Annotated in this window: 22 protein-coding genes and 3 tRNA genes; 18 read left to right on the top strand and 7 right to left on the bottom strand. The window is 66.3% G+C overall.

The features are described 5' to 3' along the window. Position 1 precedes the first annotated feature (1 nt). A tRNA-Thr gene (locus tag ACQR0Z_RS25920) sits at positions 2-76 on the bottom strand. A gap of 176 nt (positions 77-252) precedes the next feature. Beyond that, positions 253-732, bottom strand: coding sequence for a hypothetical protein (locus ACQR0Z_RS25925; RefSeq protein WP_434920510.1), 480 nt, complete (start codon positions 730-732; stop codon positions 253-255). A 279-nt stretch (positions 733-1,011) separates the two neighbouring features. Here ACQR0Z_RS25925 and ACQR0Z_RS25930 point away from each other — a divergent pair, with 279 nt between their 5' ends. Beyond that, positions 1,012-1,467 (top strand): hypothetical protein, encoded by a 456-nt coding sequence (locus ACQR0Z_RS25930; protein WP_434875565.1) that lies wholly within the window; start codon positions 1,012-1,014, stop codon positions 1,465-1,467. A gap of 55 nt (positions 1,468-1,522) precedes the next feature. After that, positions 1,523-2,053, top strand: a complete 531-nt coding sequence (locus ACQR0Z_RS25935) for a hypothetical protein (protein WP_434875566.1) — start codon at positions 1,523-1,525, stop codon at positions 2,051-2,053. Positions 2,054-2,106: 53 nt separating this feature from the next. Here the strand turns inward: ACQR0Z_RS25935 and rlmB are convergent, their stop codons facing one another. Then, complete coding sequence (gene rlmB / locus ACQR0Z_RS25940) at positions 2,107-2,937, bottom strand: 23S rRNA (guanosine(2251)-2'-O)-methyltransferase RlmB (protein ID WP_434875567.1); 831 nt, start codon at positions 2,935-2,937, stop codon at positions 2,107-2,109. Positions 2,938-3,151: 214 nt separating this feature from the next. Between rlmB and ACQR0Z_RS25945 the strand changes: the two genes are divergently transcribed. Next, positions 3,152-3,237, top strand: a tRNA-Tyr gene (locus ACQR0Z_RS25945). A 209-nt stretch (positions 3,238-3,446) separates the two neighbouring features. Further along, positions 3,447-5,348 carry an acyltransferase family protein gene (locus tag ACQR0Z_RS25950; RefSeq protein ID WP_434920511.1) on the top strand — a complete coding sequence of 634 codons (1,902 nt, stop codon included), beginning with the start codon at positions 3,447-3,449 and terminating at the stop codon, positions 5,346-5,348. 12 nt (positions 5,349-5,360) lie between these two features. Here the strand turns inward: ACQR0Z_RS25950 and ACQR0Z_RS25955 are convergent, their stop codons facing one another. Beyond that, complete coding sequence (locus ACQR0Z_RS25955) at positions 5,361-7,244, bottom strand: acyltransferase family protein (protein ID WP_434920512.1); 1,884 nt, start codon at positions 7,242-7,244, stop codon at positions 5,361-5,363. A gap of 243 nt (positions 7,245-7,487) precedes the next feature. On the opposite strand from ACQR0Z_RS25955, the gene ACQR0Z_RS25960 reads away from it, so the two are divergent. The 4 genes from ACQR0Z_RS25960 (at position 7,488) to ACQR0Z_RS25975 (ending at position 10,192) form a co-directional block, all read left to right on the top strand. After that, on the top strand, positions 7,488-8,435 hold the full coding sequence (locus ACQR0Z_RS25960) for a hypothetical protein (protein ID WP_434920513.1): 948 nt from the start codon (positions 7,488-7,490) through the stop codon (positions 8,433-8,435). Between the two features lie 145 nt (positions 8,436-8,580). Further along, positions 8,581-9,183, top strand: coding sequence for a TMEM175 family protein (locus ACQR0Z_RS25965; RefSeq protein WP_434920514.1), 603 nt, complete (start codon positions 8,581-8,583; stop codon positions 9,181-9,183). Positions 9,184-9,590: 407 nt separating this feature from the next. Next, positions 9,591-9,664: transfer RNA gene (locus tag ACQR0Z_RS25970), tRNA-Gly, on the top strand. A 312-nt stretch (positions 9,665-9,976) separates the two neighbouring features. Then, a complete protein-coding gene (locus tag ACQR0Z_RS25975) occupies positions 9,977-10,192 on the top strand; it encodes a hypothetical protein (RefSeq protein ID WP_434920515.1) in 216 nt (71 codons plus the stop codon). A 95-nt stretch (positions 10,193-10,287) separates the two neighbouring features. Here ACQR0Z_RS25975 and ACQR0Z_RS25980 read toward each other — a convergent pair whose 3' ends face one another. The 3 genes from ACQR0Z_RS25980 to ACQR0Z_RS25990 all read right to left on the bottom strand — a co-directional run bounded on the left by ACQR0Z_RS25980 (position 10,288) and on the right by ACQR0Z_RS25990 (position 12,591). Next, positions 10,288-10,908: a hypothetical protein gene (locus tag ACQR0Z_RS25980; protein ID WP_434920516.1), complete on the bottom strand. Its 621-nt coding sequence runs from the start codon at positions 10,906-10,908 to the stop codon at positions 10,288-10,290. A 322-nt stretch (positions 10,909-11,230) separates the two neighbouring features. Next, complete coding sequence (locus tag ACQR0Z_RS25985) at positions 11,231-11,554, bottom strand: hypothetical protein (RefSeq protein ID WP_434920517.1); 324 nt, start codon at positions 11,552-11,554, stop codon at positions 11,231-11,233. 80 nt (positions 11,555-11,634) lie between these two features. Next, positions 11,635-12,591, bottom strand: coding sequence for a LysR family transcriptional regulator (locus tag ACQR0Z_RS25990; RefSeq protein ID WP_434920518.1), 957 nt, complete (start codon positions 12,589-12,591; stop codon positions 11,635-11,637). Positions 12,592-12,699: 108 nt separating this feature from the next. Between ACQR0Z_RS25990 and ACQR0Z_RS25995 the strand changes: the two genes are divergently transcribed. The 10 genes from ACQR0Z_RS25995 to ACQR0Z_RS26040 all read left to right on the top strand — a co-directional run bounded on the left by ACQR0Z_RS25995 (position 12,700) and on the right by ACQR0Z_RS26040 (position 25,005). Then, entirely contained in the window at positions 12,700-13,581 is an 882-nt protein-coding gene (locus ACQR0Z_RS25995) for an NAD(P)-dependent oxidoreductase (RefSeq protein ID WP_434875575.1), read from the top strand. 8 nt (positions 13,582-13,589) lie between these two features. Next, a complete protein-coding gene (locus ACQR0Z_RS26000; RefSeq protein WP_434920519.1) occupies positions 13,590-15,119 on the top strand; it encodes an aldehyde dehydrogenase family protein in 1,530 nt (509 codons plus the stop codon). A 74-nt stretch (positions 15,120-15,193) separates the two neighbouring features. Continuing rightward, on the top strand, positions 15,194-16,150 hold the full coding sequence (locus ACQR0Z_RS26005; RefSeq protein WP_434920520.1) for an N-carbamoyl-D-amino-acid hydrolase: 957 nt from the start codon (positions 15,194-15,196) through the stop codon (positions 16,148-16,150). Positions 16,151-16,454: 304 nt separating this feature from the next. Next, complete coding sequence (locus ACQR0Z_RS26010; protein ID WP_434920521.1) at positions 16,455-18,059, top strand: ABC transporter substrate-binding protein; 1,605 nt, start codon at positions 16,455-16,457, stop codon at positions 18,057-18,059. Positions 18,060-18,073: 14 nt separating this feature from the next. Further along, positions 18,074-19,015, top strand: a complete 942-nt coding sequence (locus ACQR0Z_RS26015) for an ABC transporter permease (protein ID WP_434875579.1) — start codon at positions 18,074-18,076, stop codon at positions 19,013-19,015. Further along, positions 19,012-19,929, top strand: coding sequence for an ABC transporter permease (locus ACQR0Z_RS26020; RefSeq protein ID WP_434920522.1), 918 nt, complete (start codon positions 19,012-19,014; stop codon positions 19,927-19,929). Before ACQR0Z_RS26015 ends, ACQR0Z_RS26020 begins: the two co-directional genes overlap by 4 nt. A 316-nt stretch (positions 19,930-20,245) precedes the next feature. Further along, entirely contained in the window at positions 20,246-21,235 is a 990-nt protein-coding gene (locus ACQR0Z_RS26025; RefSeq protein ID WP_434920523.1) for an ABC transporter ATP-binding protein, read from the top strand. Then, positions 21,232-22,209, top strand: a complete 978-nt coding sequence (locus tag ACQR0Z_RS26030) for an ABC transporter ATP-binding protein (protein WP_434920524.1) — start codon at positions 21,232-21,234, stop codon at positions 22,207-22,209. Before ACQR0Z_RS26025 ends, ACQR0Z_RS26030 begins: the two co-directional genes overlap by 4 nt. Positions 22,210-22,656: 447 nt before the next feature. Then, the gene (locus ACQR0Z_RS26035) at positions 22,657-23,028 is read left to right on the top strand and encodes a tRNA-binding protein (RefSeq protein ID WP_434920525.1); all 372 of its coding nucleotides are present in this window, start codon (positions 22,657-22,659) and stop codon (positions 23,026-23,028) included. A gap of 15 nt (positions 23,029-23,043) precedes the next feature. Next, entirely contained in the window at positions 23,044-25,005 is a 1,962-nt protein-coding gene (locus ACQR0Z_RS26040; RefSeq protein ID WP_434920526.1) for an alpha amylase C-terminal domain-containing protein, read from the top strand. Positions 25,006-25,357 lie beyond the last annotated feature (352 nt).

A 25,357-nucleotide genomic window follows, 5' to 3' on the forward strand; every position in this document is an offset into this window, starting at 1 on the left:
ATGGTGCCGGCTGAGGGGATTGAACCCCCGACCTTCGGTTTACAAAACCGCTGCTCTACCGCTGAGCTAAGCCGGCAAGCGCCTCGACGAGAGGTCTCGTCCGGTCGCGTGACGAGGCCCTCCAGCGCGCGGTGTTCCTACCAGAGATGATCCGGTCCGGCTACTGCCTTGCGCCGGACGCAGGGATGGATCCCTGCACGCAGAAGGGGCGGCCGTGAGGCCGCCCCCAACGAGACGAACGGGGCCTCGTGCTTACTGGCAGATGTGCATCGCGCCGTCGGAGCCCTTGAACATGGTGCCGGGGCGGCAGACCAGGCCGTTGCGGGTCGCGTAGCTGTTCCAGTCGCCGTAATAGCCGAGCTGGCCGCGGTCATAGCTCGGCTGCGAATAGCGGTACGGGCCGGGATCGTAGGCATAGGCGTCGGCCGTGCGGAACGGCGCCGTGGCGATTGCGCCGGCTGTGCCGATCGCCGCGCCCGCGACGCCGGCGGCAGCGCCGACCGCGCCCGCTGCCACGTCGGCCGGCCAGAAGCCGGTGCCGCGGCGATTCCAGTCGTTGTTCCAGCCGTTGTTGTTCCAGCCATTGTTGGACCAGCCCGCGTCCGAACGCTGCTGCATCATCGCGCCGTCCTGGCGGGCCATGTGGTGCCGGTGGTGCATGTCGCGCGCCATGGCTGGGCCTGCCAGCGCCGTCGCGAGAACAGCAGCCCCGAGAAGTGCGGATCGAATCATGGGTAACTCCGTCGTTGCGCCCCATCTCCTAAGTTCATCCCGCCGCTGCCGTTCCGCGCCGCCTGGATGTTTTTGACGGCGCCCCGATCGAGCCACGCCCCGATGCTCCGCAGGCGAACGCTGAACATCCGCCATTAACCCTCGCGCCTGAACGGGTCCCGGGCCTTAACTCCGAAAGAATGGCTCGCGCGTTAGGCTTACCGGCAGATTGACCCGCGCGCTTAACCCATCGAGGCGCGCGTTGCGGTATTGGTAGGGTGGCAACCGGGGCGTGAGTTCATGCGTTTTGCAACGGGTCTTCTGATTTTCATCGGGACGGCGTCGGCCGCAGCGGCCAGCGAAGGATTCGAAATCGTGATCCCGCAGCGGCCCGGCGTGCCCGTCGTCATCAACGGCATCGACGCGTCCTATGCGGTGGTCGAAGGCCAGTACGGTCTCGGCCGCGGCAATTACATGCAGCCGACGATCTATGGCGGCCGGCCGGTCGAGCCCGAACCCTATGTCGGCCACTATTACCCGACCCTCGGTGCGAAGCCGGGCTATGGCCGGATGGAGATCGAGCCGCCGGCCGATCGCAAGCTGCCCAAGCCTGCCGAGAGCTATTCCCGTTCGTGGGGCGCTCAGTCTCAGATGCAGCCGGCCCAACCCGAGCCGCCGATGTATCCACCGGCCGTCATCCTCGCCCCACGAGAGGGCGGCCCGTTTTACGATTCACCGCCAGCCTACCGGCGTTAGCCCGACAACACCCTCGATCATCAAATCAAGCAAGAAACATCAACAGGAGCGAGTTATGCGTACAGCAATTTCAGGACTTGTGGCCATTGCGGGCCTTGCCGTCGCCGGCAGCGCGCCGGCTTCGGCGTGCGGTATCTCCGGCTGCTCGCCGTGCGGCTATGCCAGCCCGTGCGCGCCGCAGGTGAGCTATCAGCCGCAGGTCTCTTACCAGCCGAGGGTCACCTATCAGCCGACCGTGACCTACCAGCCCACGGTGACCTATCAGCCGCAATACGTCTATCAGCCCGGCTACACCTATGGCTCCGGCTGCGGCAGCTGCGGCGCCAGCTATGAGCGGCTGCCCGAGCCGACGCGGCAGTACTACTACGTCAACCAGGGCCCGACCTACAGCGGTCCCGGCGCCTTCGCGCCGTATCCGGCCTATGAAGAGCAGGCGCTCCCGGTCTACCGCTATCACCACCGTCGTCACGCCTATGAGGCGACCCGGGTCGCGCCGGAAGTGGTGTACGCCCAGCCGCGTCATTCCTATCGCTGGGGCGCCTCGCCTTATTATCACGGCCAGCGCGTGCTGCGCCGCTACTACTGATCTGACGCCCGACGTCAGGCGCGAACGCCCGCAACGAGGTTGCGGGCGTTTTGCTATGCGCGCATCAGTCCGAGCCGGCTGGCGCCGACATAGAGCGCGAGCACGGCGGCGTTGGAGACGTTGAGGCTCTTGATCGCGCCGGGCATGTCGAGCCGCGCCACCACGCTGCAGGTCTCCCGCGTCAGCTGCCGCAAGCCCTTGCCTTCGGCGCCGAGCACGAGCGCAAGCGGCGCGCGCAAGGCGACGGCGGCGATGTCCTGCTCGCCGGCGCTGTCGAGCCCCACCGTCTGGAAGCCGCGCTCGTTGAGCCGCGTCAGCGCGCGGGCGAGGTTCTGCACCGTGATGATCGGCACCAGCTCCAGCGCGCCGGAGGCGGACTTGGCGAGCACGCCGGTGGCTTCGGGGCTGTGCCGCGCGGTGGTCACGATCGCCTTGACGTCGAACGCGGCGGCCGAGCGCAGGATGGCACCGACATTGTGTGGATCGGTGATCTGATCGAGCACCAGAATCAGCCCCTCGGCGTCCAGCGTGTCGATGTCGGGCGAGGGCAGGGGATCGGCCTCGGCGAGCAGGCCCTGATGCACGGCATCCGGGCCGAGCCGCCGATCGATATCGCCGGGACGGACGATCTCGGGCGTGACCCGCGTTTCGATTTGCTCGTCAGCCAGCCGCCGCGCGGCATTTTCGGTGAGGTAGAGCTTGCGAATTTTCCGTTTGGGGTTGGCCAGCGCCAGGCTCACGGTGTGCCAGCCATAGAGAATGACGGGACCGTCCGCGCCGGATTCACGCTCCCGCCAGGGCTGCGGACGCTCGAATCCGCGCGGTTTGCCGGAGAATTTGCCGCCCTGGCGGCGAAACGGGGGCTTTCGGTCGCGATCGCTCATGGCGTGAGCTTCTGTCACGGCGAGCGGATTCTGGCAATTTGGCACCGCCGCCTTGGGAAAATTCGTCGTCGCTTGGTTGACTTTGAGGCCCCGGTTCGATCATAAGGGCCCCGGCCGCGCGCGCCCCTTACCGGGCCCCGCGGTCTTACCGTCTCCATGGCGCTGATGGTCCGATGCCGCTGTTCCGCGGCCGGGGCCGGATTGCCATCGATGCGGGGGAGTGTCCCGAGTGGCAAAGGGAGCTGACTGTAAATCAGCCGCCTCATGGCTTCGCAGGTTCGAGTCCTGCCTCCCCCACCATCCCTGAGCATCGCCAACACCGACCGCCAAGACCGACGCTGGCTGACACGCGACCGCCGCGCCGTCGCGCGCTGATCGCGCGAATTCCGCCATGCAGCCGCCGGCGCGGCGTCATCGGATGGGTCCGATGACGTCATGAGTGTTTCCCGCTGTTGCCATCCGCGTCTGTCCCTCTCGTCCGCCCATCAGACAGCGCGGAGCGGACGACAGTGGAACGCAGTCATCGGGCTGACATCGATGGCCTCCGGGCGATCGCCGTCATCATCGTCATTCTCTTCCACCTCAAGATCTCCGGCTTCGAGGCGGGCTTTGCCGGCGTCGACATCTTCTTCGTCATCTCCGGCTATCTGATCACCGGGCAGATCCTGCGCGATCTCGCCGCGCGGCGTTTCTCACTGTCGGACTTCTATCTGCGCCGGGCGCGGCGCATCCTGCCGGCGCTGGTGGCGACCATCGCCGCGACCTTTGCGGTCGGCTGGCTGTTCCTGTCACCCGAAGCGATGCGGCAGTTGGCGAAGGAGGCGACCCATGGCCTGCTCTCGATCTCCAACGTCCAGTATTGGCGCGAGGCCAACGACTACTTCAATCCCGGCGCCGATCGTCTGCCGTTGCTGCACATGTGGTCGTTGTCGCTGGAGGTGCAGTTCTATGCGGTGGCGCCGCTGCTTCTGATGGCCTGGGCGGCCGCGGGACGGCCGGTCTTCCGCGCCATCGCGGCGATCGGGCTGGTGTCGTTTGCACTCGCCGCGGTCTGGCTCGCGCGTGATCCCGAAGCGGTGTTCTTCCTGACGCCGTTCCGGGTGTTCGAATTCGCGCTCGGCGCACTCGCGATTCCGCTCGAGGCGCGGCTGGCCGCGTCGCCGCGCGCCCGCGTCGCTGTCGCTGCCTGCGGCGACATCGTGCTGCTCTTGAGTCTGGCGGTGATCGGCCGCATGCAGGCCCAGGCCGGCATCGTCGCCTTGGTGCCGTGCCTCGCCACGGCCGTGATCATCGCTGCCAATGCGCCGACATCGCTGATGATGGCAGGGCCGGTCCGCGCCATCGGCCGCGCGTCCTATTCGCTCTATCTCGTCCACTGGCCGGTGATCTTCTTCGTCCGCTTCATCTTCGGCGACGAGGCGCAGACGCCGGCCGGACTCGCGGCTCAGCTCGGGATGACGGCCACGCTGGGGGCGCTGCTGTTCGCCGCCGTCGAGCAGCCGATGCGACGGCTGGCCTGGCCGCGCTGGACGCAGGTCGCGGGCTTTGCCACCGCGCTCGTCGTCTGTGCCGCGCTGACGCACGCGACCTTCCGCGCCAATGGCGTGGTCTCGCGGCTGCCGGAGGACCAGCTCGCGCTGTTCAAGCTGCAGGGCTTCGGCCTCAACAAATGCAGCCGCACCGTCGACCGCATGTGCACCTTCGGCGATCCCGGCGGCACGCGCGGCGTCGAGCTGCTCGGCGACTCCTACGTCCAGCAATATGTCGCGGCGCTCGACACGACGCTGAAGGCGCGCGGCATGATCGGGCACGTCTCGACCATGAGCGGCTGCCCGACCCTGGCAGGCCTGACCGCCGAGGGGCCGCGAGCCGGTGTTTGCGCGGAGCTGCGCGACCGCGAGCTGCCGCGGATCAAGCAGTCGCAGGCCGATTTCGTCGTGATCGGGCAGGCCTGGCAGCATTATCTCGATCTCGGCGACGGACCCGAGGCCGAGGCGCGCAACGCTGACGTCGCCGCCAAGCTCGCCGACACGATCCGTCTGCTCGATCGGCCCGGCCGCCACTTCCTCGTCATCGGCGGACAGGTGCGGCCGGTGAATTGCGGCTTCGATCAGCTGCGCATGCTGCCCGGGCCGCTCTGGCACGCGCCGCCGAAGCCATGCGCGCCAATGCCGCGGGCCGAGGCCCTCGCGGCCAATCACACCATCGACACCGTGCTGGCGCAGGCGATCCGGCCGTTGGCGAAGGTCGCACTGCTGCGGCCGACCGAGGTGTATTGCGACCAGCATTGCCCGGTCGTCGAGAACGGCCTGTGGCTGTTCCAGGACGCCGGACATTTCACGGTGGCGGGGGCGCAGCGCATGGGCGAGCGCGCGGCGCCGATCTTCGCGACCTTCCTGGCGGACGATTGAACCGCGGCGGGGCTACTCGCTGCCGCGGGCGCGTGAGCCGGCGAGCGTCGGTGACGCCGCGGCGATGCGCGTGGCGGCCAGCTCCGATCCCTGCGCAGTGAAGTGTCCGTCGTCCCAGGCGATCGGGGTGCCGTCGGCGGCCTGGAGGACGCAATCGGCGCCGGGACAGAGCAGGGACAGCAGCGATACATATTCGGTGTTCGCCACATCCTGCAGCAGCTTGCGCAGGAAGACGTCGACGTCGTTGAACAGCTCGCGCATGTGCCCGTCGGGCGTGATGCCGAAGCGTGACGCTGCGATCAGGATGTCGGGCAACGGGCGATCGAACTGCAGGCTCGGCCCGATCACCACGACGCGGCTGCCGGCCGCCGTGATCGACGCGATGGTGGCGAGCAGACTCGCGCGCGCGGCGGGCGCCATCACGGTACGCGTCCAATTGCCGGAGAGGATCACGATGTCGGGCGCGAGGTCGCGCATGAGGCCCGCAAGCCGCCCGCGGAAGTCGGCGCAATCGGGCGTCTGTCCGGGCTCGTCATAGGGCGCGCATTGCGCCAGCGCTGCGCGCAGCAGCGTCGCCTGGGGCAGGGCGCGTTTCAGCCCGTGGACCAGATGCGCGGCATGGCTGTCGCCCCAGACCAGAATGTTCGGGCGAGGGCCCTTGGCAAGACAGGCCGGCTGAATCGCGGCGAAGCTCTGGCCCGGGGTCAGGAAGCAGGTCCCTTCCTCATAGAGATCCTTGTGATCGTAGCGGTTGAAGTTCGCCAGCGCCTGCTGCTCGGGCGAGAAGCGGGTAGGCAAACCGGCAGCCCCGATCACCACGAGGCTTGCGGCGAGAACCACCGTTCCCGACACGGCGAGAGCACGCGCGGTCACCGTCCACGCGGCGTGCCGCGCCGGCTGCTCGATCAGATAATAGCTCGCCAGCGCCAGCGTGGTGCAGGCGCCGAGCAGCGCGAGCTTGTCCATGGCCGAACTGGGCGGTCCCCAGATCGCGCTGGCCAGCGAGACGACGGGCCAGTGCCACAGATACAGCGAGTAGGACCACAGCCCGACCACGACCATCGGCCGCGTGATCGCGAGCGCCGTCCTGCTCAGCGCCGGCTGCCCCCAGATCACGGCGGCAGTACCGAGGCAGGGCAGCAGCGCGGCAACGCCGGGATACGGCGTGCGCGGCGAGAAGATGTTGGTCGAGGCGCCGAGCGCGATCCAGCCCAAGGCCGTCACGCCAATTCTCACCGACTGCCTGTTGAGCGACGGCACGGCGTCGACGGCGAGCAGCGCGCCGAGCGCGAGCTGCCAGGCCCGCGCCGGCAGCAGATAGAAGGCGGCCGCCGGCTGCATCCGCGTCTGGATCACGCAGAGCAGGAACGACACCGCGCAGATCGCGGCCAGGCTGGCGAGCATGCGTGAACGCCGCAGGCCAAAGACAGCCAGCGCCAGCGCGGGAAACAGCAGATAGTACTGCTCCTCGACACCGAGCGACCAGGTGTGCAGCAGCGGCTTGGTGATCGCGGCCGCGTCGAAATAGCCCTGCTGCCACCAGAACAGGACGTTAGAGCAGAAGGCGAGGACGGATATCGCCTGCTGCCCGGCCGACACCACGGCCGATGGCGACAGGATCACGCTCGCGCCCAGCAGGGTGGCGCAGACCATCGCCAGGGCCGCCGGCAGGATGCGGCGGGCGCGACGCCGATAGAACGCCGCGAACGAAAATGTGCCTGTGCGTATCTCGGCGTGGATGATCCGCGTGATCAGGAAACCCGAGATGACGAAGAAGACGTCCACGCCCACATAGCCGCTGCGGAACGGCGGAATGTCGTAGTGGAACGCGATCACCGACAAGACCGCGAAGGCGCGCAGGCAATCGATGTCGGGACGATAGTCGGTCGAACTCAAGATGGCTGTCCGGAAGGCTTGCTGGCGGCGGCTAAGTTGATTTTTGATCGCCGCGTGCGGCGCGACCCTGGCACGTACCGGTTGAGACCGCAATGCGGAGGACGAAGGGAGCCGCTGACCTGTGCAGATAGGACACAACGCCATCGAATTGACATCCGCTCGCGGCTTTGCAGCCTGCGCTTCACAGACTTGCCTCAATGGCGTGGTCGCCTGACGGCAGTGGGTGCGTTGAGCGAGCGTGTCATGCGTGTATCGGGGCGGAAGGCCGGCCAGGCCGGTTTGCTGTGCGGCGTTGTTCTATTTCAGGTTGCTTTCGGCTTTCCGCTTGCGCAAGGCGCGGAGTCCGGTGGCGCGGCATCATCGGGTGAGCTGGCCAAGGAAGCCGGCAAGGACAGCGGACCCTTCGGCGGCTGCGAGCCGATCGGACTGACGGCGTCAGGCGAGTTGGTGTTCCCGCTCGATTGCAAGAAGCTGATCAAGAAACCAGCCGACGCGCCCGTGGCCGAGGACAAGCCGGCCGCGGATGACAAGACCGCGTCGACCAACGCCGCCTCGACGATGTCGCAGCCGGCCGGCACCGAGGCGAAGCCTGTCACGGCCGAGGCCGCTGCACCGCCATCCGCGGCGCCCGCAGAGACCACGCCGGCCGCAGAGGCCGACAAGCCGGAGCCCGGCCACAAGACGGCTGCTGCGGAGCCGGCCGCCGCTGCGCCGGCACCGATCAAATCCGCGCCGAAATCAACGGCTGCGGGCAAGCCGGCCAAGCTCTCGGCCGCGAGCCCATCGGTGGCAGCCCCTGCCGCCAAATCGTCGGGCAAGGCCGTGCCGAGCTCGGCTGTGACGATCGCCGCCAAGGAGTCTGGGGGCAAGGAGCCTGCGATCAGGACTCCGGCAGTCAAGGATGCGGCCGTGGCGAAACCCTCAGCTGCCAAGCCGGCCGCAAAGACCGGGCAGGCCGACGCGTCGAAGACCGAAGGCAACGACTCGGGCAAGGCGACGCGGACGGCTGGCAGCCGTCCGATGATCGTGCTGGCGCGGCCTGCCGCGACCCCGGTGGCCGCCAGGCTGCAGGCGGAGGATAAGCCCCGTTTGCGCACCGCGGGGCTGCCGGCCTGCGTCCAGTATCGCAGCTACAACCCGACGACCCGCAGCTATCGCGGCTTCGATGGCCGTCTCTATGCCTGCCGCTGAAGACGGATGTTGAGGCCAAGCGGGGAGGGAGTGTGACGCCGCGCCGTCCGCGTGCGGCGTCGATAGCGGGCAGCGCGGCGCGAGACCTGCTATAGAGCGCGTCAGCCGCTCATTCTGGTCCCTTCTGCCGCTGCCTCCGTGTGACATGACCGAACCTCAATCCGACCTGTTCGAGATGCGCCGACTGGAGTCGCTCTCCAACACCATCTTCGGCGTGGCGATGACGCTGCTCGCCTATGACCTTCCGAAGCCGAATTTCGCGCAGATGCCGGGCTGGGACGACCTGGCCCACATCTATTCGGGCCGGCTGGCCGGGCTGGTGCTCAGCTTCATCATCGCCGGCGTGTTCTGGATCAGCCATCACCGGCGGCTGGCGCGGCAGCCGTTCGGCAGCCGCTTCGTCGTCATCCTCAATCTGTTCTTCCTGCTGTCGATCGTGCTCCTGCCGGTCACCAACGGGCTCTACAGCAGCTACCGGCTGTCCAGCGCGGTCGCCGTGCTCTACGGCCTGCATCTGACCATCATCGCCGCGTTGAACGCCGCGCTCTGGTGGCTGGCCCTGGCAGGGGGCCGCCATGCCGAGATCGCCGGCGCCGTCTTTCCGGTCGTCGTGTTCGTGCCGGGAATCGTGCTCGCGGCCTACGCGCCCGAATACGTGCAGTATTTCTGGATGCTCGGATTCGGCGGGTTCCTGGCGCGACGGTTCGTCGGCAGCAAGCCGGAGAAACCCGCCGGCGAGGGCGGCTGACGCCATACAACTGGGCCATAAAAAACGCGGCGGGCCGCAAGACCCGCCGCGCTTCCGATCTTGAACTCGCTGGTCCAGGGCCGAGACCGCCCCGTTGCCGAGCTGCGATGGCGCAAGAGCGCTGACGAGCCGTACGCACATCGACCGTTGCTCACGAAGAGCTGCTCAGCGGGCGATCCCAGCGAGGTGACAGCGCTTGGTAAAAGACACTGGATCACCTCCTTTCGTTGTTGATGGTTCGATCAATATAGGACGCCCCGGGCCAGGCGGATAGGGGGGCCGATTACGGAACTCGCCCGGTCTGATGCGGTGCACGCGCCACCCGGCGAACCCGCTTGGAACGCTCGAAAATCGGCCCCGAAGGGAGGTTGAGACCCGCGACGGACCATGTTAGGGAACGCCTCGATGCGGGTGTAGCTCAATGGTAGAGCAGCAGCCTTCCAAGCTGAATACGAGGGTTCGATTCCCTTCACCCGCTCCAGTTGCATTTAGCCAAAACCGTAGGTTATTCAGTTGGTTGCGCGGCTGTTTAACTCCCGTCAATCGACGTTTTTGCGCTGTGGAAAACTCAACTCGGGCGCAGGTCGGGCGCACTTTCGGGCGCATCGATTTTCCTAAGTCCTTGTCGTGTCGTGCTTTATCGCCAGAGCATCAGCCTTTGCGACTGATGACCTCTGCAATCGAGCGTGTACTACACCAAATTCGATCAGGTTGCTTCGCCACGAACTACGAATCGCTCGCGCGCGTTGCGAATTTTTCACTGTTCGCCACGCGAAGTCGTGCATCAAGTAAGATGCGTGACACGACCATCAAAGCCACGAACCAACTGATCCTATTTCTCAAGCCTATCGACGCGAAAAAGTCCGAGCGTAAGCGTGGCTGCATTGGCGGAGGCGACGAAGCTCTGGAGGAGATCCGCATCATCTTCCAAGAGCGCGTCGACGAGGTGGAGACGGATGAGGATCGGGAGAAGGCGAAGAGGGAGTTGCGGAAGGTCGATGCCGCCTAGTTACTGCTAGAGCGTCAAGCGCTCTCCTGAAATGCCATTGACAACATGTGGTAGGCAGCGCCCGCAGACTCGGTTGAAAACGACCCGAAGCGGACCTATGACGCAAGCTCGGCAATACGCTTGGCGAAGGCATCTTCGGTGTCTTTCACCAGGCCGATATTCTGATGATACCGAAACCCGGATCGGGTCTCGCGCGCCGCAGCCATTGCCGCGTTCGCTGCGTCACGTGCCTCCTGTATATGCCCTAAGTGTTGAAGGAGAAGGGCACGTGCTCCGTTGGCGCGGTACCGGTCGACCGGAAACATTAGTCTGTCACCATGAGACTCAAGGATCTCCAAAGCGCGGCGGTAAAGGGGCGCGACTGGCGTCTCTATCACTAGACACGCGAATTCCAGATAGGCCTGCGTCTTAAAAGAAGGGTGTAGGTCTTCCTGCACAAGAGCGGCTTCGTACGAAGATAAAGCTCCCTGCACATCGCGAAGAGCGATCATAGCTTGGGCCTTATTAACGTAAGCCTGTGCTGTGTCGAAATGGTTGCCAAGCGAGAAGTATTCATCCAGTAGCCTCAATGCGACCGCAGGATGGCACTTCGCGAGACAGCTTGCCTGAATCCGCAGTATTTGAGATTTGTCGCGCGCTCGGCGAAGTCGCTGCCGGAAATTGAGCTCGATTTCGTCGTTCCAGGTTTTGTTGCGAAACCAATCGTCCCGAGCCATGATCCCTCCAATCAGTCGCCTTCGGAGACAGTTACTGCACAACTATCCCATCGCTTACCGGAATAGGACTAGCATCGGCACGATCGAATGTCTCATTTTGACCCATCGCGTCGTCTCGACGCCGTGCGGTAACTCCGTCGTTTTGGGGGAAAGCCGACATTCGCTATCGGTGCGTGATTGATTCGCGCGCCGAGAAGTTGGGTGATACAGCCGACCACGGACTTCCAAGCTGAATAGGAGGGTTCGATTTCCTTCGACCGCTCCAGCCATCCCAGCTCCCAAACAATACACCGTCGCTTCGGTCCGGCCGCGTTGCCGGCGGCTAATCGCAATGGATCCGATTGGCGATCCGCCGGCAGGTCCTGCCATCGCTGTAATAGGTCGTGTTGCCGATCGTCTGCGATGACGAGCCGTCGCTGGAGGTGGTGCGGTTGCCGAGCTGCTGTGAGCTCGTGCCGTCGCTGTTGTAGGTGAAGCGGCCGACCTGCTGCGACGTCGAGCCGTCATTCCAATAGGTGGTGTTGCCGATCCGCTGCCCGGAGGTGCCGTCGTCGCAGATGATCTGGTTGCCGATGACTTGGCACGTCTCGGCCCGCGCGGCGGTTGCCGCCGCGAGGCTTACTGCGATCGCGATGAGTCTGCGCATGATGGTCTCGTGATGCTGCCGCATCCAACCGCAAGCGGAAGCCTTGCGCAATGCCAGATCCCTCGCGGAGGTCCCCAAGGTCAGCGGGCGCTCGCCTGTGCCTTGGGGCCACGTTGCGCCGCGGCCGCCCGGAACGCCCGCATCTGGCCGCTGAGGAAGCGCAGCAGTTGGCTGGCGGCCGGCGGCAGTTCGCGGCCGCGTCGTGTGATCACGCAGGCCTCGCTCGACGACAGCAGGCGATTCTCGATCGTGATGGCAGCGAGCGAACCGTCGGCGAGATCGGCGGCGATGGAGAAGGCCGGGAGGAGCGTCAGGCCGAGGCCGCTCTTGACGAAATGGCGGAGCACGTTGATCGAGCTCGTCGTCAGCTTCGGCGCGAGCGCGATGTGCTCGGCGGCCTCCGCCATCGCCAGGATCTGTCGCGTGCCGTAGCTCGGATGCATCAGGCCGAGCGGATGGTCGGCGAGCTCGCGGAGCCTCAAAGGGCGGCCGAGCCGCGCCAGCGCATGATCCGGCGGCACGATCGCGCAGAGCGGCTGGCGGCTCGCGGTGGCGACGCGGATGCGTGGATCGGCCGACGGGTTGAACACCAGGCCGATGTGACAGCGGTCCTCTGCCACGGCGTTGACGACCTCGTTGGTGCCGGCGAGATCGAACGACATCGTCAGGTCCGGATGGCGCTGCCAGAAGCGGCCGAGCGGGCCGGACATGAGGTCGCTGACGAAGCCTTCGCCGAGCACGATGTCGACATGGCCGCGCTTGAGCCCCTGCAGCTCGCGCAGCTTGGCCACGGTGTCGGCCTGGTCGGCCTGCCATTGCCGGAAGCGCTCGGCCAGCAGCGCGCCGGCCGCGGTGCCGCGGATGCCACGGCTGAGCCGCTCGACCAGCGTGAGCCCGAGCTCCTTTTCCAGCAGCGCGATCTGCCGGCTGATCACGGAGGCGTTGATGTCGAGGGCCTCGGCCGCCGCGCGGACCGAGCCGAGTCGGATCGCTTCGTGAAGATAATGGAGCCGATGGTGGTCGAGCAGGGCGGACATGGGCTTCGGACGAGTGTTGACCAGAGGTCAACACTAGTGCGGGGCCTCGCTGATGTCTGCCCTGAAATCAGGCGGCTAGATTTTCTGGGCAGGATCTCAGGAGGCATCGTGACCGCCGTCGGCATCATCGGACTTGGCAACATGGGGCGCGGCATGGCGCTGACGCTGAAGGGCGCGGGCTTTGCCGTCACCGGCTATGACGCATCCGAGGCAACCCGCGCGGCGCTGGCCGCCGCGGGCCTTGCCGTCGCGGAGAGCATTGGCGCGGTGGTCGCCGCCGCCGACACCATCATCCTGTCGCTGCCGACGGCCGAGATCGTTGCGCGCGTGGTGGAAGGCGCCGACGGCATCCTCGCGCATGCGCGCCCCGGCGTCGTCATCGTCGACACCTCCACGTCGCATCCCGAAACCTCGCGCCGGCTCGCTGCTCTGCTCGCGGCGCGCGGCATGGGCTTCGTCGATGCGCCGGTCAGCGGCGGGCCGAAGGGCGCGGCGACGGGCACGATGACCATGGTGATCGGTGCCGACGACGATGATCTCGCGCGCGTGCTGCCGGTGCTGGAGAAGATGAGCGCCAAGCGCGTGCATGTCGGCGGCGTCGGCGCCGGCAACGTCGCCAAGATCGTCAACAATCTGCTCTGCGCCGCGCATCTGCTCACCGCCGCCGAAGCGCTGCGCATCGCCGATGCCGCGGGCGTCGATGCCGTGAGGCTGCTCGACGGCCTCAATGCCGGCTCCGGCCGCTCCGGCGTCACCCAGGTCAACGTGCCCAACTGGATCCTCAACGGCGCCTTCGATTCCGGCTTCACGATGCAGCTGATGCGCAAGGACGTGAGGCTCGCGGCGCAGTTCATCGGCGAACTCGGGCTCGCGCTGCCGATGGCGGCCGACACCGCGCGCATCTGGGCGGAGAGTGCAGGCAGCATCGCCGATCCCGAAGATTTCAACCGTATCGTCGAGCTGCAGCTCGGCCCGATCTCGAAGACATGAGTGCCGCCATGACACACTTCATCGACCCGCGTCTGCGCGAGGCCGTCAGGCCGTTCTGGCCCGAGTTTTCGCGCATCGGCTCGCATGTCGGCGGCCAGCTCGTCATCGGCGATGGCGCGATCGTCTCGGTGAACGATCCCGCGACCGGGCAATTGCTGTTCAGCTATGCGGATGCGGGTGCCGACGTCGCGGCGCGTGCTGCAAAGGCGGCCGTCGCGGGGCAGGCGGAATGGGCGCGCGTGACGGCCGCCGGCCGCGGCCGCGTGATGCAGGCGGTCGCGCGCGCGATCCTGGCTTCAGCCGAACAGCTGGCCCAATTGGAATCGCTCTCCGCCGGCAAGCCGATCCGCGACACCAGAGGCGAAGTCGCCAAGGTCGCGGAGATGTTCGAGTACTACGCCGGCTGGGCGGACAAATTCCACGGCGACGTCATTCCGGTGCCGACGAGCCATCTCAACTACACGCGCCGCGAGCCGATGGGCGTGGTGCTGCAGATTACGCCGTGGAACGCGCCGGTCTTCACCGCCGGCTGGCAGATCGCGCCGGCGATCAGCATGGGCAATGCCGTGATCCTCAAGCCGTCCGAGCTGACGCCGCTGACGTCACTGGCCCTCGCGGTCATCGCGGAAGGTGCCGGCCTGCCGAAGGGCGTCGTCAACGTGCTCGCGGGCTTCGGTCACACCACCGGTCAGGCGGCGCTGGCGCAGCCCGCGGTGAAGAAGGTCGTGTTCGTCGGCTCGGTGCCGACGGGGCGGCTGATCGGCGAGGCCGCGGCGCGGCGGCTCGTCCCCTCCGTGCTCGAGCTCGGCGGCAAGTCCGCCAACATCGTGTTCGCTGATGCCGATCTCGAACGCGCCGCGATCGGCGCGCAGGCCGCGATCTTCGGCGGTGCGGGACAGAGCTGCGTCGCGGGCTCGCGGCTGCTGGTGCAGGGCGCGGTGTATGACCGCTTCGTCGATCTGGTCGCGAAAGGCGCGGCCAAGATCAGATGCGGTGATCCGCTGTCGGCGGAGACCGAGATCGGTCCGATCAACAACGCCAAGCAATATGATCACGTGCTGTCGCTGATCCGCGAGGGCGCGGCGGAGGGAGCCGAGATCGTCGCCGGCAGCCATGGTGAGCGCGCGGACAGCGGCTACTACGTCAAGCCGACCGTGCTCAAGAACGTCACCAACGCCATGGGCATCGCGCGCAAGGAGGTGTTCGGTCCCGTCGTCGCCGCGATCCGCTTCGAGACTGAGGAGGAGGCAATCGCGATCGCCAATGACAGCGAGTTCGGTCTGGCGGGTGCGGTGTGGACCCGTGACGTCGCGCGCGCGCATCGCGTCGCAGCAAGCGTGAAGGCCGGCACCTTCTGGATCAACTCCTACAAGACGATCAACGTCGCCTCGCCCTTCGGTGGTTTCAACAACAGCGGTCACGGCCGCTCCTCCGGCGTCGAGGCGCTCCACGAATATACGCAGGTGAAGAGCGTGTGGGTCGAGACCGCGGCCGAGCCGGCGGTCGCGTTCGGCTATGCACCCGGCTTGCGCGATTGAAGGCGCATGGCATGATGAGTGCAGGAGCAGCGCACCCCGCGAACTCAATAGTTCCGGAATAAGGAACAGGAAACATGCCGCGCTTCGTCAACGTCGCCATCGGCCAGCTCGGCCCCATCGCCAAGAGCGAGCCGCGCAGCGCGGTCGTCGCGCGGCTCAGCGCCTTGATGCGGCAGGCGCACGCCAATGGCTGCGATCTCATCGTCTATCCCGAGCTCGCGCTCACGACCTTCTTCCCGCGCTGGTACATGGCCGATCAGGCCGAGATCGATACGTATTTCGAGCGCGAGATGCCGGGGCCGGAGACGCAGCCGCTGTTCGCGCTTGCGAAGGAGCTGCGCGTCGGCTTTTGCCTGGGTTATGCCGAGCTCGCGAGCGAGGACGGCGTCATTCACCGCTACAACACCGCCATTCTCGTCGACAAGGAAGGCCGCATCGTCTCGAAATACCGCAAGGTGCATCTGCCGGGGCATGCCGAGCATGAGCCGTGGCGCGAGTTCCAGCATCTGGAAAAGCGTTACTTCGAGCCGGGCAAGAATTTCGGCGTGGCCGATGCATTCGGCGGCGTCATCGGCATGGCGATCTGTAACGACCGCCGCTGGCCCGAGACCTATCGCGTGATGGGCCTGCAGGGCGTCGAGATGGTGCTGATCGGCTACAACACGCCGGTGCACAATCCGCCCGCGCCGGAGCACAATGATCTCTCGCTGTTCCACAACCGCCTCGTGATGCAGTCCGGTGCCTATCAGAACGGCACCTGGGTCATCGGAGTGGCGAAGGGCGGCATCGAGGAGGGCGTCGACCACATCGCCGGCAGCTGCATCATCGCGCCGTCGGGTGAGATCGTCGCGGCCTGCGCCACCAAGGGCGACGAGATCGCGCTGGCGCGCTGCGACCTCGATCTGTGCAAGTCCTACAAGCAGACGATCTTCAATTTCGACGTCCATCGCCAGCCCGCCGCTTACGGCATGATCGTCGAGCGCAAGGGCGAGCGGCTCATGGCCGATGGATCGCCGGTGAAGACGCGATGATCGGCCCTCATCTCTCCCCACGTCATTCCGGGGCATCGCGCAGCGATGAGCCCGGAATCCATAACCACGGGCAAATGTGCGGGGCACGCGGGTGGCCACATCTCGCTTCTCCAACGCCCGCCTGTGGCTATGGATTCCGGGCTCGCGCCGCTGCGCGGCACGCCCCGGAATGACGCGCGGAGACAGGCGGGCTCTTGCGCTCCATGCCTCATTTGCGTTCAAATGAATGCACTCCACGCTCATGGCATGGGCCTTGCTTACAAATTCGGCAATTGATCTCAGGCACGTTGCATCAGGAGAGAACATGGATCGCAGAACGGTATTGAAGGGACTGGCGGGCGCGGGTGGTCTGGCGCTGACGGGCGGCTTCGCGGCGCCGGCGATTGCCCAAGGCGCTTCGGCGCGCACCCTGCGCTTCGTGCCGCAGGCCAATCTCGCCAATTTCGATCCGATCTGGGGCACGCAATATGTCGTGCGCAACGCGGCGGCGATGGTGTGGGACACGCTTTACGGCATCGACGACAAGTTCGTGCCGCAGCGCCAGATGGTGGAGTCCGAAGAGGTCTCCTCCGACGGCCTGACCTGGACCTTCAAGCTGCGTTCGGGCCTGAAATTCCATGACGGCGAGCCGGTGCTCGCCAAGGACGTCGTCGCCAGCCTGACGCGCTGGTCGGCGCGCGATCCGATGGGCCTGATGCTCAAGGCGATCCAGAACGAGCTCACCGCGGTCGACGACAAGACCTTCAAATGGGTGCTGAAGCAGCCTTATCCGAAGATGCTGTTCGCGCTCGGCAAGGGCAATGCGCCGTGCGCCTTCATCATGCCCGAGCGCATCGCGCAGACCGATCCGTTCAAGCAGATGTCCGAATATGTCGGCTCCGGTCCGTTTAAGTTCGCCAAGGGCGAATGGGTGCCGGGCGCCAAGGCCGTGTTCGAGAAGTTCACCGACTACGTGCCGCGCCAGGAGAAGCCGGTGTGGCTCGCCGGCGGCAAGCAGGTGCTGGTCGATCGCGTGGAGTGGGTGATCATGCCGGACCCTGCGACGGCCGCCGCCGCGCTGCAGAACGGCGAGGTCGACTGGTGGGAGAACCCGATCACCGATCTCGTGCCGGTCTTGAAGGGCAACAAGAACATCGGCGTCGATATCGGCGATCCCCTCGGCAATGTCGGCGCGTTCCGCATCAACCATCTGCATGCGCCGTTCAACAATCCGAAGGCGCGCCAGGCCATCCTGATGGCGATGAGCCAGGAGGACTACATGCGCGCGCTGGTCGGCGACGACAACGCGCTGTGGAAGCCGCTGCCGGGCTTCTTCACCCCGGGCACGCCGCTCTACACCGAGGAAGGCGGCGACATCCTCAAGGGCAAGCGCGATTTCACCGCGGCCAAGAAGCTGCTCGAGGAAGCCGGCTACAAGGGCGAGCCGATCACCTGCGTGGTCGCGCAGGACCAGCCGATCACCAAGGCGTTCGGCGACGTCACCGCCGATCTGCTCAAGAAGCTCGGCATGAATGTCGATTTCGTCGCCACCGATTGGGGCACGGTCGGCGCCCGCCGCGCGCAGAAGACGCCGCCGTCTCAGGGGGGCTGGCACATGTTCCACACCTGGCATGCCGGCGCCGACTGCATCAATCCGGCCGCCTATAATGCGCTGCGCGCCAATGGCGACAAGGCGTGGTTCGGCTGGCCGAGCAGCGAGAAGGTGGAGACCGAGATCACCAACTGGTTCAACGCCAAGTCGCTCGACGAGGAGAAGGCGGTTGCCGGGCGCATCAACAAGGCGGCGATCGATGACGTCGTGTTCGCGCCGACCGGCTTCTTCCTCGGCTACACCGCCTGGCGCAAGAACGTCTCCGGCGTGACCAAGGGGCCGATCCCGCTGTTCTGGGGCGTGTCGAAGACCGCGTGAGGCACTGACCAAACATGCTCGCTTATGCGCTTCGACGCGTGCTGTCGACCCTGCCGGTGATGGCGATCGTCGCGCTGTTCGTCTTCAGCCTGCTGTACATCGCGCCGGGTGATCCGGCCGTTGTCATCGCGGGTGATCAGGCGAGCCCGGCCGACGTCGAGCGCATCCGCGCCAATCTCGGACTGGACCAGCCCTTCCTGGTCCAGTTCGGCAGCTGGGTGTGGCGTCTGCTGCACTTTGATCTGGGCACATCGATCTTCACCAATCTTCCGGTGTCGGCGATGATCGCCCAGCGCATCGAGCCAACGCTGTCGCTGATGATGGTGACCTTGTTCCTCACCATCCTCATCGCGGTGCCGCTCGGCGTGATCGCGGCGTGGAAGGCCGGCACCTGGATCGATCGAGTCATCATGGCCTTCGCCGTGTTCGGCTTCTCGGTGCCGGTGTTCGTCGTCGGCTACATCCTCGCTTATGTGTTCGCGCTGAAGTTCGATCTCCTGCCGGTGCAGGGCTACACGCCGCTGTCGCAAGGCTTCTGGCCGTGGCTGCAGAACCTGATCCTGCCGGCGGTGGCGCTCGGCTGTGTCTACATCGCGCTGATCGCGCGCATCACCCGCGCCGCCATGCTCGAGGTGCTGCAGCAGGACTATATCCGCACCGCGCGCGCCAAGGGCCTGGGGCAGGGCGGCATCCTGTTCATTCACGCGCTGAAGAACGCGGCGGTGCCGATCGTCACCGTGGTCGGCATCGGCATCGCGCTGCTGATCGGCGGCGCCGTGGTCACCGAGAGCGTGTTCGCCATTCCCGGCCTCGGCCGCCTCACCATCGATGCCATCCTGCGCCGTGACTATCCCGTCATCCAGGGCATCGTGCTGCTGTTCAGCTTCGTCTATGTGCTCGTCAATCTCCTGATCGACATCACCTACACCCTGGTCGACCCGAGGATCCGCTATTGACCGCCACGACCACAACCTCTCCGCCGCCGGGCCTCGTCGTCGCGCCTCGCCTGCCGGACCTGATGGCGGCGCCAAAGATCCGGCGCGGCGCCATCGGCTTTCTGCGCAACCATCCGACGGTCGCGATCGGCGGCGCGTTGCTGCTGGTGCTCGTCATCATCGGCGTATTCGCGCCGTTCCTGTTCACCGTCGATCCCACCGCGATCGCGCCGGCCAAGCGCACGCGGCTGCCGTCGGCGGATTTCTGGTTCGGCACCGACGCGCTCGGACGCGACATCTATTCGCGCGTGCTCTACGGCACCCGCGTCTCGCTGACGGTCGGCTTGTCGGTCGCGCTCGCCGCGTCGCTGATCGGGCTCGCGATCGGCCTCGTCGCCGGCTTCCTGCGCTGGGCCGATGGCGTGCTGATGCGCTGCATGGACGGGTTGATGTCGATCCCGCCGATCCTGCTCGCCGTCGCGCTGATGGCGCTGACGCGCGGCAGCGTCGGCAACGTCATCCTCGCCATCACCATCGCCGAGATCCCGCGCGTCGCGCGCCTCATCCGCGGCGTCGTGCTCAGCTTGCGCGAGCAGCCCTATGTCGACGGCGCCGCCGCCTCGGGCACGCGCACGCCGATGGTGATCCTGCGCCACATCCTGCCCAACACCATGGCGCCGATGCTGGTGCAGGCGACCTACATCTGCGCCAGCGCCATGATCACCGAGGCGATCCTGTCCTTCATCGGCGCCGGCACGCCGCCGACCATTCCGTCCTGGGGCAACATCATGGCCGAGGGCCGCGCGCTGTGGCAGGTCAAGCCCTACATCGTGTTCTTCCCGGCGGCGTTCCTGTCGGTGACCGTGCTGGCGGTGAATCTCGTCGGCGACGGATTGCGCGACGCGCTCGATCCGCGCATGGCGAAATCACCATGAGCGGAGTGGTGGTGAGAAACATGTCCGTCCACGCCATCTCGGCATCCGCGTCAGAGCTGCCAAATACCCGCTCCAATCTATCCGTCCGTCATTCCGGGGCAGCCCGCAGGGCTGAGCCCGGAATCCATAACCACAGGCAGATGATGTGGAGCGAGATCCCACAACGCGTGTGCCTCACACGTCTTCCTGTGGATATGGGTTCCGGGCTCGCGCTGACGCGCGCCCCGGAACGACGAGGGGAGGGAGCGGGGCACGCTCCTGATTTGGTCAGACCGGGCGGGGTGATCGACGCGTACGCCGAGTGGGAGCTGACCTAATGCCGCTGCTCGAGGTCGAGAATCTCCAGGTCCATTTCCGCACGCCGACCGGCATCAACCGCGCCGTCGACGGCGTCTCGTTCCACGTCAACCCGGGCGAAACGCTCGCCATCGTCGGCGAATCCGGCTGCGGCAAGTCCGTGACCTCGATGTCGATGATGCGCCTGATTCCGGAGCCGCCGGGCAAGATCGCGGGATCGATCAAGCTGGAGGGCCGGGACATCCTGACGCTCAGCGATCGCGAGATGCGGAGCTTGCGCGGCAACGACATCTCGATGATCTTCCAGGAGCCGATGACCAGCCTCAATCCGGTGCTGACCGTCGGCCGCCAGATCGGCGAGACCCTGCGGCTGCACCAGGGACTCGACCAGGCGCAGGCCGAGGCGCGCGCCGTGGAGATGCTGACATTGGTCGGCATCCCCGAGCCCGCGCGCCGCGTGCGCGAATATCCGCACCAGCTCTCCGGCGGCATGCGCCAGCGCGTGATGATCGCGATGGCGCTGGCCTGCAATCCAAAACTCCTGATCGCGGACGAGCCGACCACCGCGCTCGACGTCACCATCCAGGCGCAGATTCTCAAGCTGATGCTGGAGCTGAAGCAGCGCGTCGGCGCCGCGATCATCCTGATCACGCACGATCTCGGCGTCGTCGCCGAGGTCGCCGAGCGGGTGATGGTGATGTATGCGGGCCGCAAGGTCGAGGAAGCCCCGGTGAAGGAGTTGTTCCGCAGCCCGCGCCATCCCTATACGCAGGGCCTGCTCGGCGCGCTGCCCAAGCTCGGCTCGTCGCTGTCAGGCGAGACCAAGCGCCTTGCGGAAATCCCCGGCCAGGTGCCGGACCTCAAGCAGCGCATCGAAGGTTGCGTGTTCGCCGGCCGCTGCGCGCTGGCAACCGACCTCTGCCGCCAATACGCGCCGGGATTGGAGCAGAAGGCTGCGCATCACATCGCCGCCTGTCATTTCGCTGCCAAGGAGCAGGCTGCCGCATGACCATGCCGCTGCTCCAGGTCAACGACCTCAAGAAGCATTTTCCGATCTCGGGCGGGCTGTTCGGCCGCACCAGGAGCAAGGTGCATGCGGTCGACGGCGTGTCGTTCGAGATCGCGCGCGGCGAGACGTTGTCGCTGGTCGGCGAATCCGGCTGCGGCAAGTCGACCGTCGGCCGCGCCATCCTGCGGCTGTTCGACATCACCGGCGGCCAGATCGTGCTCGACGGCCAGCGCATCGACGATCTCGGCCCGCATCGCCTGCGCGAGATGCGCCGCCGCGTCCAGGTCGTGTTCCAGGACCCGTTCTCCAGCCTCAACCCGCGCATGCGCATCCGCGACATCCTCGCCGAGCCGATCAACAATTTCGGCCTCGCCAAGGACAAGGCCGAGCTCGACGCGCGGATCAAGGAGCTGATGGAGATCGTCCGCCTGCCGCGCGACGCCGTGAACCGCCGCCCGCACGAATTCTCCGGCGGCCAGCGCCAGCGCATCGGCATTGCGCGTGCGCTCGCTGCCAAGCCCGAGCTGATCGTCTGCGACGAGGCGGTGTCCGCGCTCGACGTCTCGGTCAAGGCGCAGATCGTGAACCTGCTGCAGGATTTGCAGCGCGAGTTCGGCCTCGCGCTCCTCTTCATCAGCCACGACCTCGCCATCGTCGAGCACATGACGCACCGCGTCGCCGTGATGTATCTCGGCAAGATCGTCGAGATCGCGCCCCGACGGCAGATCTTTGCGTCGCCCGGCCATCCCTACACCAAGGCGCTGCTGTCAGCCGTGCCCGTCCCGGAGCCCGGCGCCGAGCGCTCACCGATCATCCTGAAGGGCGATGTGCCTAGCCCGGTCAACCCGCCGAAAGGCTGCCGCTTCCACACGCGTTGCCCGCTGGCGTTCGACCGCTGCCGCAGCGAGGTGCCTGAGCTGCGGCTGAAGGGCGAGGACCAGTGGGTGGCGTGTCACCTGGAGAATGTCGCATAGTTGGCGTCGCGCTGGGGTTCTGATCCTCCGCTGCCACGCCCCCCTCCGCTGTCGTCCCGGGCAAGCCTGCCGACGCGAAGCGGCGGCGGGCGCTGACCCGGGACCCATACTCCGTGACGGTCGTTGCCTTGCGCAAGTGGGGCCATCTCGTGTCGCGACATCATCCTGTGGTTATGGATCCCGGCGTGCGCCGGGATGACGGCGGTAGGTGTGGAGGCCGTGCGGCTTTGCCGAGGGTAGGGTCCGGGGGGCATGCCGTGCGTCCTGCGACCCATCCGCCACACCGAACCGGCCAACCGTCCCCGCCAGCCCGCCATCCCCAGCCCGGCGCATTGTCACCGCCCGACCCGGCGACTAGAAATTGATCCGGTTGAGGAATCTCCAATTCGCGCCGCGCCGGGAACCATGATGCCCCGCCGGCCTGTCCCGCGTTCGAAGAGGCCGCCCATGCATCTCGCCCATGATCCGACAGCACCCGCGGCGGCTCAGATCAGCTTCGACGAGTTCCTCGCCGTCGACATCCGAATCGGCACCATCGTCGCCGCCGAGCCCTATCCGGAGGCGCGCAAGCCGTCGCTGAAGCTGACGATCGATTTCGGCCCCGCCATCGGCACCAGGCGCTCGAGCGCGCAGATCGCCTCGCTCTATGATCCGGCCACGCTGGTCGGCCGCCAGGTCGCGGGCGTCGTCAACTTCCCGCCGCGGCAGATCGGCAAGTTCATGTCGGAGGTGCTGACGCTCGGCTTCCCGGACGAGGCCGGCAACGTCGTGCTGTTCCAGCCGGACAAGACCGTTCCGAACGGCGCGCGGCTGTTCTGATCGGGAGCGGCTGACATGGATATGCTGCTGGAACCTGTTACGCTGCCGCCATTTCCCGAAGGCTTGAGGATTTCGCTGCGGCAGATGCATCTTCTCCAGGCTCCCATGGGCGGCACGCTCGTGACGGGCGGCGCCACCTTCCGCGTGTTCGCGCCGCATGCCAAGGCGGTCTACGTGTCCGGCCCGTTCAACGACTGGGCGCAGGATGCGAGCTGCCGCCTCGCGCCGATCGGCAATGGCCATTGGGCGATCTTCATCCCCGGCCTGAAGGACGGCGACGCCTACATGTATTTCGTCGAGGGCGAGGGCAATTCGGGCTACAAGCGCGATCCGCACGCGCGGCTGCTCACCGTCGATCCGCCATTCCCGCAGGCGCATTCGGTGCTGCGCAACCCGCAAGCCTTTCCCTGGCATGATACCGACTTCACGCCGCCGCCCAGCAACGAGCTGGTGATCTATCAGCTTCATGTCGGCTGCTTCGACATGAAAGCCGGCAATCCCGACGGCTGCTTCTTCGACGTGATCGAGCGCGTGCCGCATCTGAAGAAGCTCGGCATCAATGCCATCGAGCTGCTGCCGGTGCAGGAATTCCCGTCGATGTTCAGCATGGGCTACAACGGCACCGACCTGTTCAGCCCGGAGACCGATTATGGCGAGCACGAGGAGGCGCATCTCGCGGCTTATTTCGCGCGCACCAACTCGATCCTCACGGCCGCCGGGGCCGCGCCTTACGCCGATATCGGCGTCATCAGGCATTGCGACGACCAGCTGCGCGCGCTGATCGACGTCTGCCATGTCCATGGCATCGCCGTGCTGTTCGACGTCGTCTACAACCACGCCGGCGGCGGTTTCGACGAGGCCAGCATCTGGTTCTTCGACCGCCAGCCTTACGGCGATCCGAACCGCAGCCTGTATTTCACCGACCAGGGCTGGGCCGGCGGGCAGGTGTTTGCCTATTGGAACGCCGACGTGCGGCAGTATCTCGTCGACAACGCCATCATGTTCTATCGCGAGTACCACGCCGACGGCCTGCGCTTCGACGAGGTCAGCGTGATGGACCGGTTCGGCGGCTGGGCCACCTGCCAGCAGCTCACCGAGGCGCTGCGCGCCGAGAAGCCGGACGCGATCCAGATCGCGGAATTCTGGCCGGTCAATCCGTGGGTGGTGAAGGACATCGCCACGGGCGGCGCCGGCTTCGATGCGACCTGGAGCGACGGCCTGCGGCTCGCCGTCCGCGGCGCGATTGCCAGTGCCGCGGGTGGAGCAGGGGCTTCGGTGGCGATGCAGCCGATCGCCGCGGCAATCGCCGATCTCGGCTTGGGCAACCGCTGGCGCGCGGTCAACTCGATCGAGAACCACGACATCGTCTATGCCGGCCGCGAGCCGCGCATCTCGCGTCTCGCCGATCCCATCGACAGCCGCTGCTGGTACGCCCGCAGCCGCAGCCGCGTCGCCACCGGCCTGCTGCTGACCGCGCCGGGCATCCCGATGCTGTTCATGGGCCAGGAGCTGTTCGAGGACCGGCCCTGGAGCGATACGCCGAGCCCGGACACCACGATCCAATGGGCGCTGCTCGACGGCGAGGACAAGATCACCGCGGATGCGATGCGCTTCACATCCGAGCTGATCGCCATCCGCCGCACCCATCCGGCGCTGACGAGCGAAGGCTGCGCCATTGTCCACGTCCACGACGCCAACCGCGTCCTCGCCTTCCACCGCTGGGACGGCAAGGGCGACGACGTGATGGTGATCGTGAGCCTCAGCGAAACGCCGTGGCGCGACTATGCCATTGGCTTCCCTGCCGGCGGCACCTGGCACGAGGTGTTCAACAGCGACGTCTACGATAATTGGGTCAATCCGGGCGTCGTCGGCAACAACGGCGCGGTGACCGCCAGCGGCCCGGCGCTGCACGGCCAGCCGAATTCGGCCATGGTGACAATCCCGGCCAACGGCGTGCTGGTGTTTGCGAGGAGCTGATAGGCTTTGCCGTCCTCTCTCCACGTCATTCCGGGGCGCGTCGCGCAGCGGCGCGAGCCCGGAATCCATAACCACAGGCTGGCGTGTGACATGAGATGATTGCGAAGCCAATCTTCGACAAGCAAACGGTCGTGGTTATGGATTCCGGGCTCATCCGCGCTGCCTCAAAATGGCTTCGCCATTTTGCGCGCGAATGCCCCGGAATGACGGCGTGGAGAGAGCGTGCAACCCCCGGCGCAGAGCGATATGCGCGAGGAGACCCGGGCTATTGCCGCCGTCATTGCGAGCGCAGCGGTAACTACCCAGGTCGCCGCTCTGTCAAGCAAGGCGGATTGTATGGATGAGCTGTGTT

This window comes from Bradyrhizobium sp. HKCCYLS3077 (assembly GCF_051167555.1).
Taxonomy (GTDB): Bacteria; Pseudomonadota; Alphaproteobacteria; order Rhizobiales; family Xanthobacteraceae; genus Bradyrhizobium.

What these genes read in the sequence shown, in the direction of transcription:
- ACQR0Z_RS26010 (WP_434920521.1), top strand. Translation starts at nt 16,455, where the DNA reads ATGGATCGCAGAACGGTATTGAAGGGACTGGCGGGCGCGGGTGGTCTG.
- ACQR0Z_RS25985 (WP_434920517.1), bottom strand. Translation starts at nt 11,554, where the DNA reads ATGCGCAGACTCATCGCGATCGCAGTAAGCCTCGCGGCGGCAACCGCC.
- ACQR0Z_RS25990 (WP_434920518.1), bottom strand. Translation starts at nt 12,591, where the DNA reads ATGTCCGCCCTGCTCGACCACCATCGGCTCCATTATCTTCACGAAGCG.
- ACQR0Z_RS26005 (WP_434920520.1), top strand. Translation starts at nt 15,194, where the DNA reads ATGCCGCGCTTCGTCAACGTCGCCATCGGCCAGCTCGGCCCCATCGCC.
- ACQR0Z_RS25980 (WP_434920516.1), bottom strand. Translation starts at nt 10,908, where the DNA reads ATGGCTCGGGACGATTGGTTTCGCAACAAAACCTGGAACGACGAAATC.
- ACQR0Z_RS26025 (WP_434920523.1), top strand. Translation starts at nt 20,246, where the DNA reads ATGCCGCTGCTCGAGGTCGAGAATCTCCAGGTCCATTTCCGCACGCCG.
- ACQR0Z_RS26030 (WP_434920524.1), top strand. Translation starts at nt 21,232, where the DNA reads ATGACCATGCCGCTGCTCCAGGTCAACGACCTCAAGAAGCATTTTCCG.
- ACQR0Z_RS26000 (WP_434920519.1), top strand. Translation starts at nt 13,590, where the DNA reads ATGACACACTTCATCGACCCGCGTCTGCGCGAGGCCGTCAGGCCGTTC.
- ACQR0Z_RS25975 (WP_434920515.1), top strand. Translation starts at nt 9,977, where the DNA reads ATGCGTGACACGACCATCAAAGCCACGAACCAACTGATCCTATTTCTC.
- rlmB (WP_434875567.1), bottom strand. Translation starts at nt 2,937, where the DNA reads ATGAGCGATCGCGACCGAAAGCCCCCGTTTCGCCGCCAGGGCGGCAAA.
- ACQR0Z_RS25960 (WP_434920513.1), top strand. Translation starts at nt 7,488, where the DNA reads ATGCGTGTATCGGGGCGGAAGGCCGGCCAGGCCGGTTTGCTGTGCGGC.
- ACQR0Z_RS26040 (WP_434920526.1), top strand. Translation starts at nt 23,044, where the DNA reads ATGGATATGCTGCTGGAACCTGTTACGCTGCCGCCATTTCCCGAAGGC.
- ACQR0Z_RS25935 (WP_434875566.1), top strand. Translation starts at nt 1,523, where the DNA reads ATGCGTACAGCAATTTCAGGACTTGTGGCCATTGCGGGCCTTGCCGTC.
- ACQR0Z_RS25965 (WP_434920514.1), top strand. Translation starts at nt 8,581, where the DNA reads ATGACCGAACCTCAATCCGACCTGTTCGAGATGCGCCGACTGGAGTCG.
- ACQR0Z_RS26035 (WP_434920525.1), top strand. Translation starts at nt 22,657, where the DNA reads ATGCATCTCGCCCATGATCCGACAGCACCCGCGGCGGCTCAGATCAGC.
- ACQR0Z_RS25925 (WP_434920510.1), bottom strand. Translation starts at nt 732, where the DNA reads ATGATTCGATCCGCACTTCTCGGGGCTGCTGTTCTCGCGACGGCGCTG.
- ACQR0Z_RS25930 (WP_434875565.1), top strand. Translation starts at nt 1,012, where the DNA reads ATGCGTTTTGCAACGGGTCTTCTGATTTTCATCGGGACGGCGTCGGCC.
- ACQR0Z_RS26015 (WP_434875579.1), top strand. Translation starts at nt 18,074, where the DNA reads ATGCTCGCTTATGCGCTTCGACGCGTGCTGTCGACCCTGCCGGTGATG.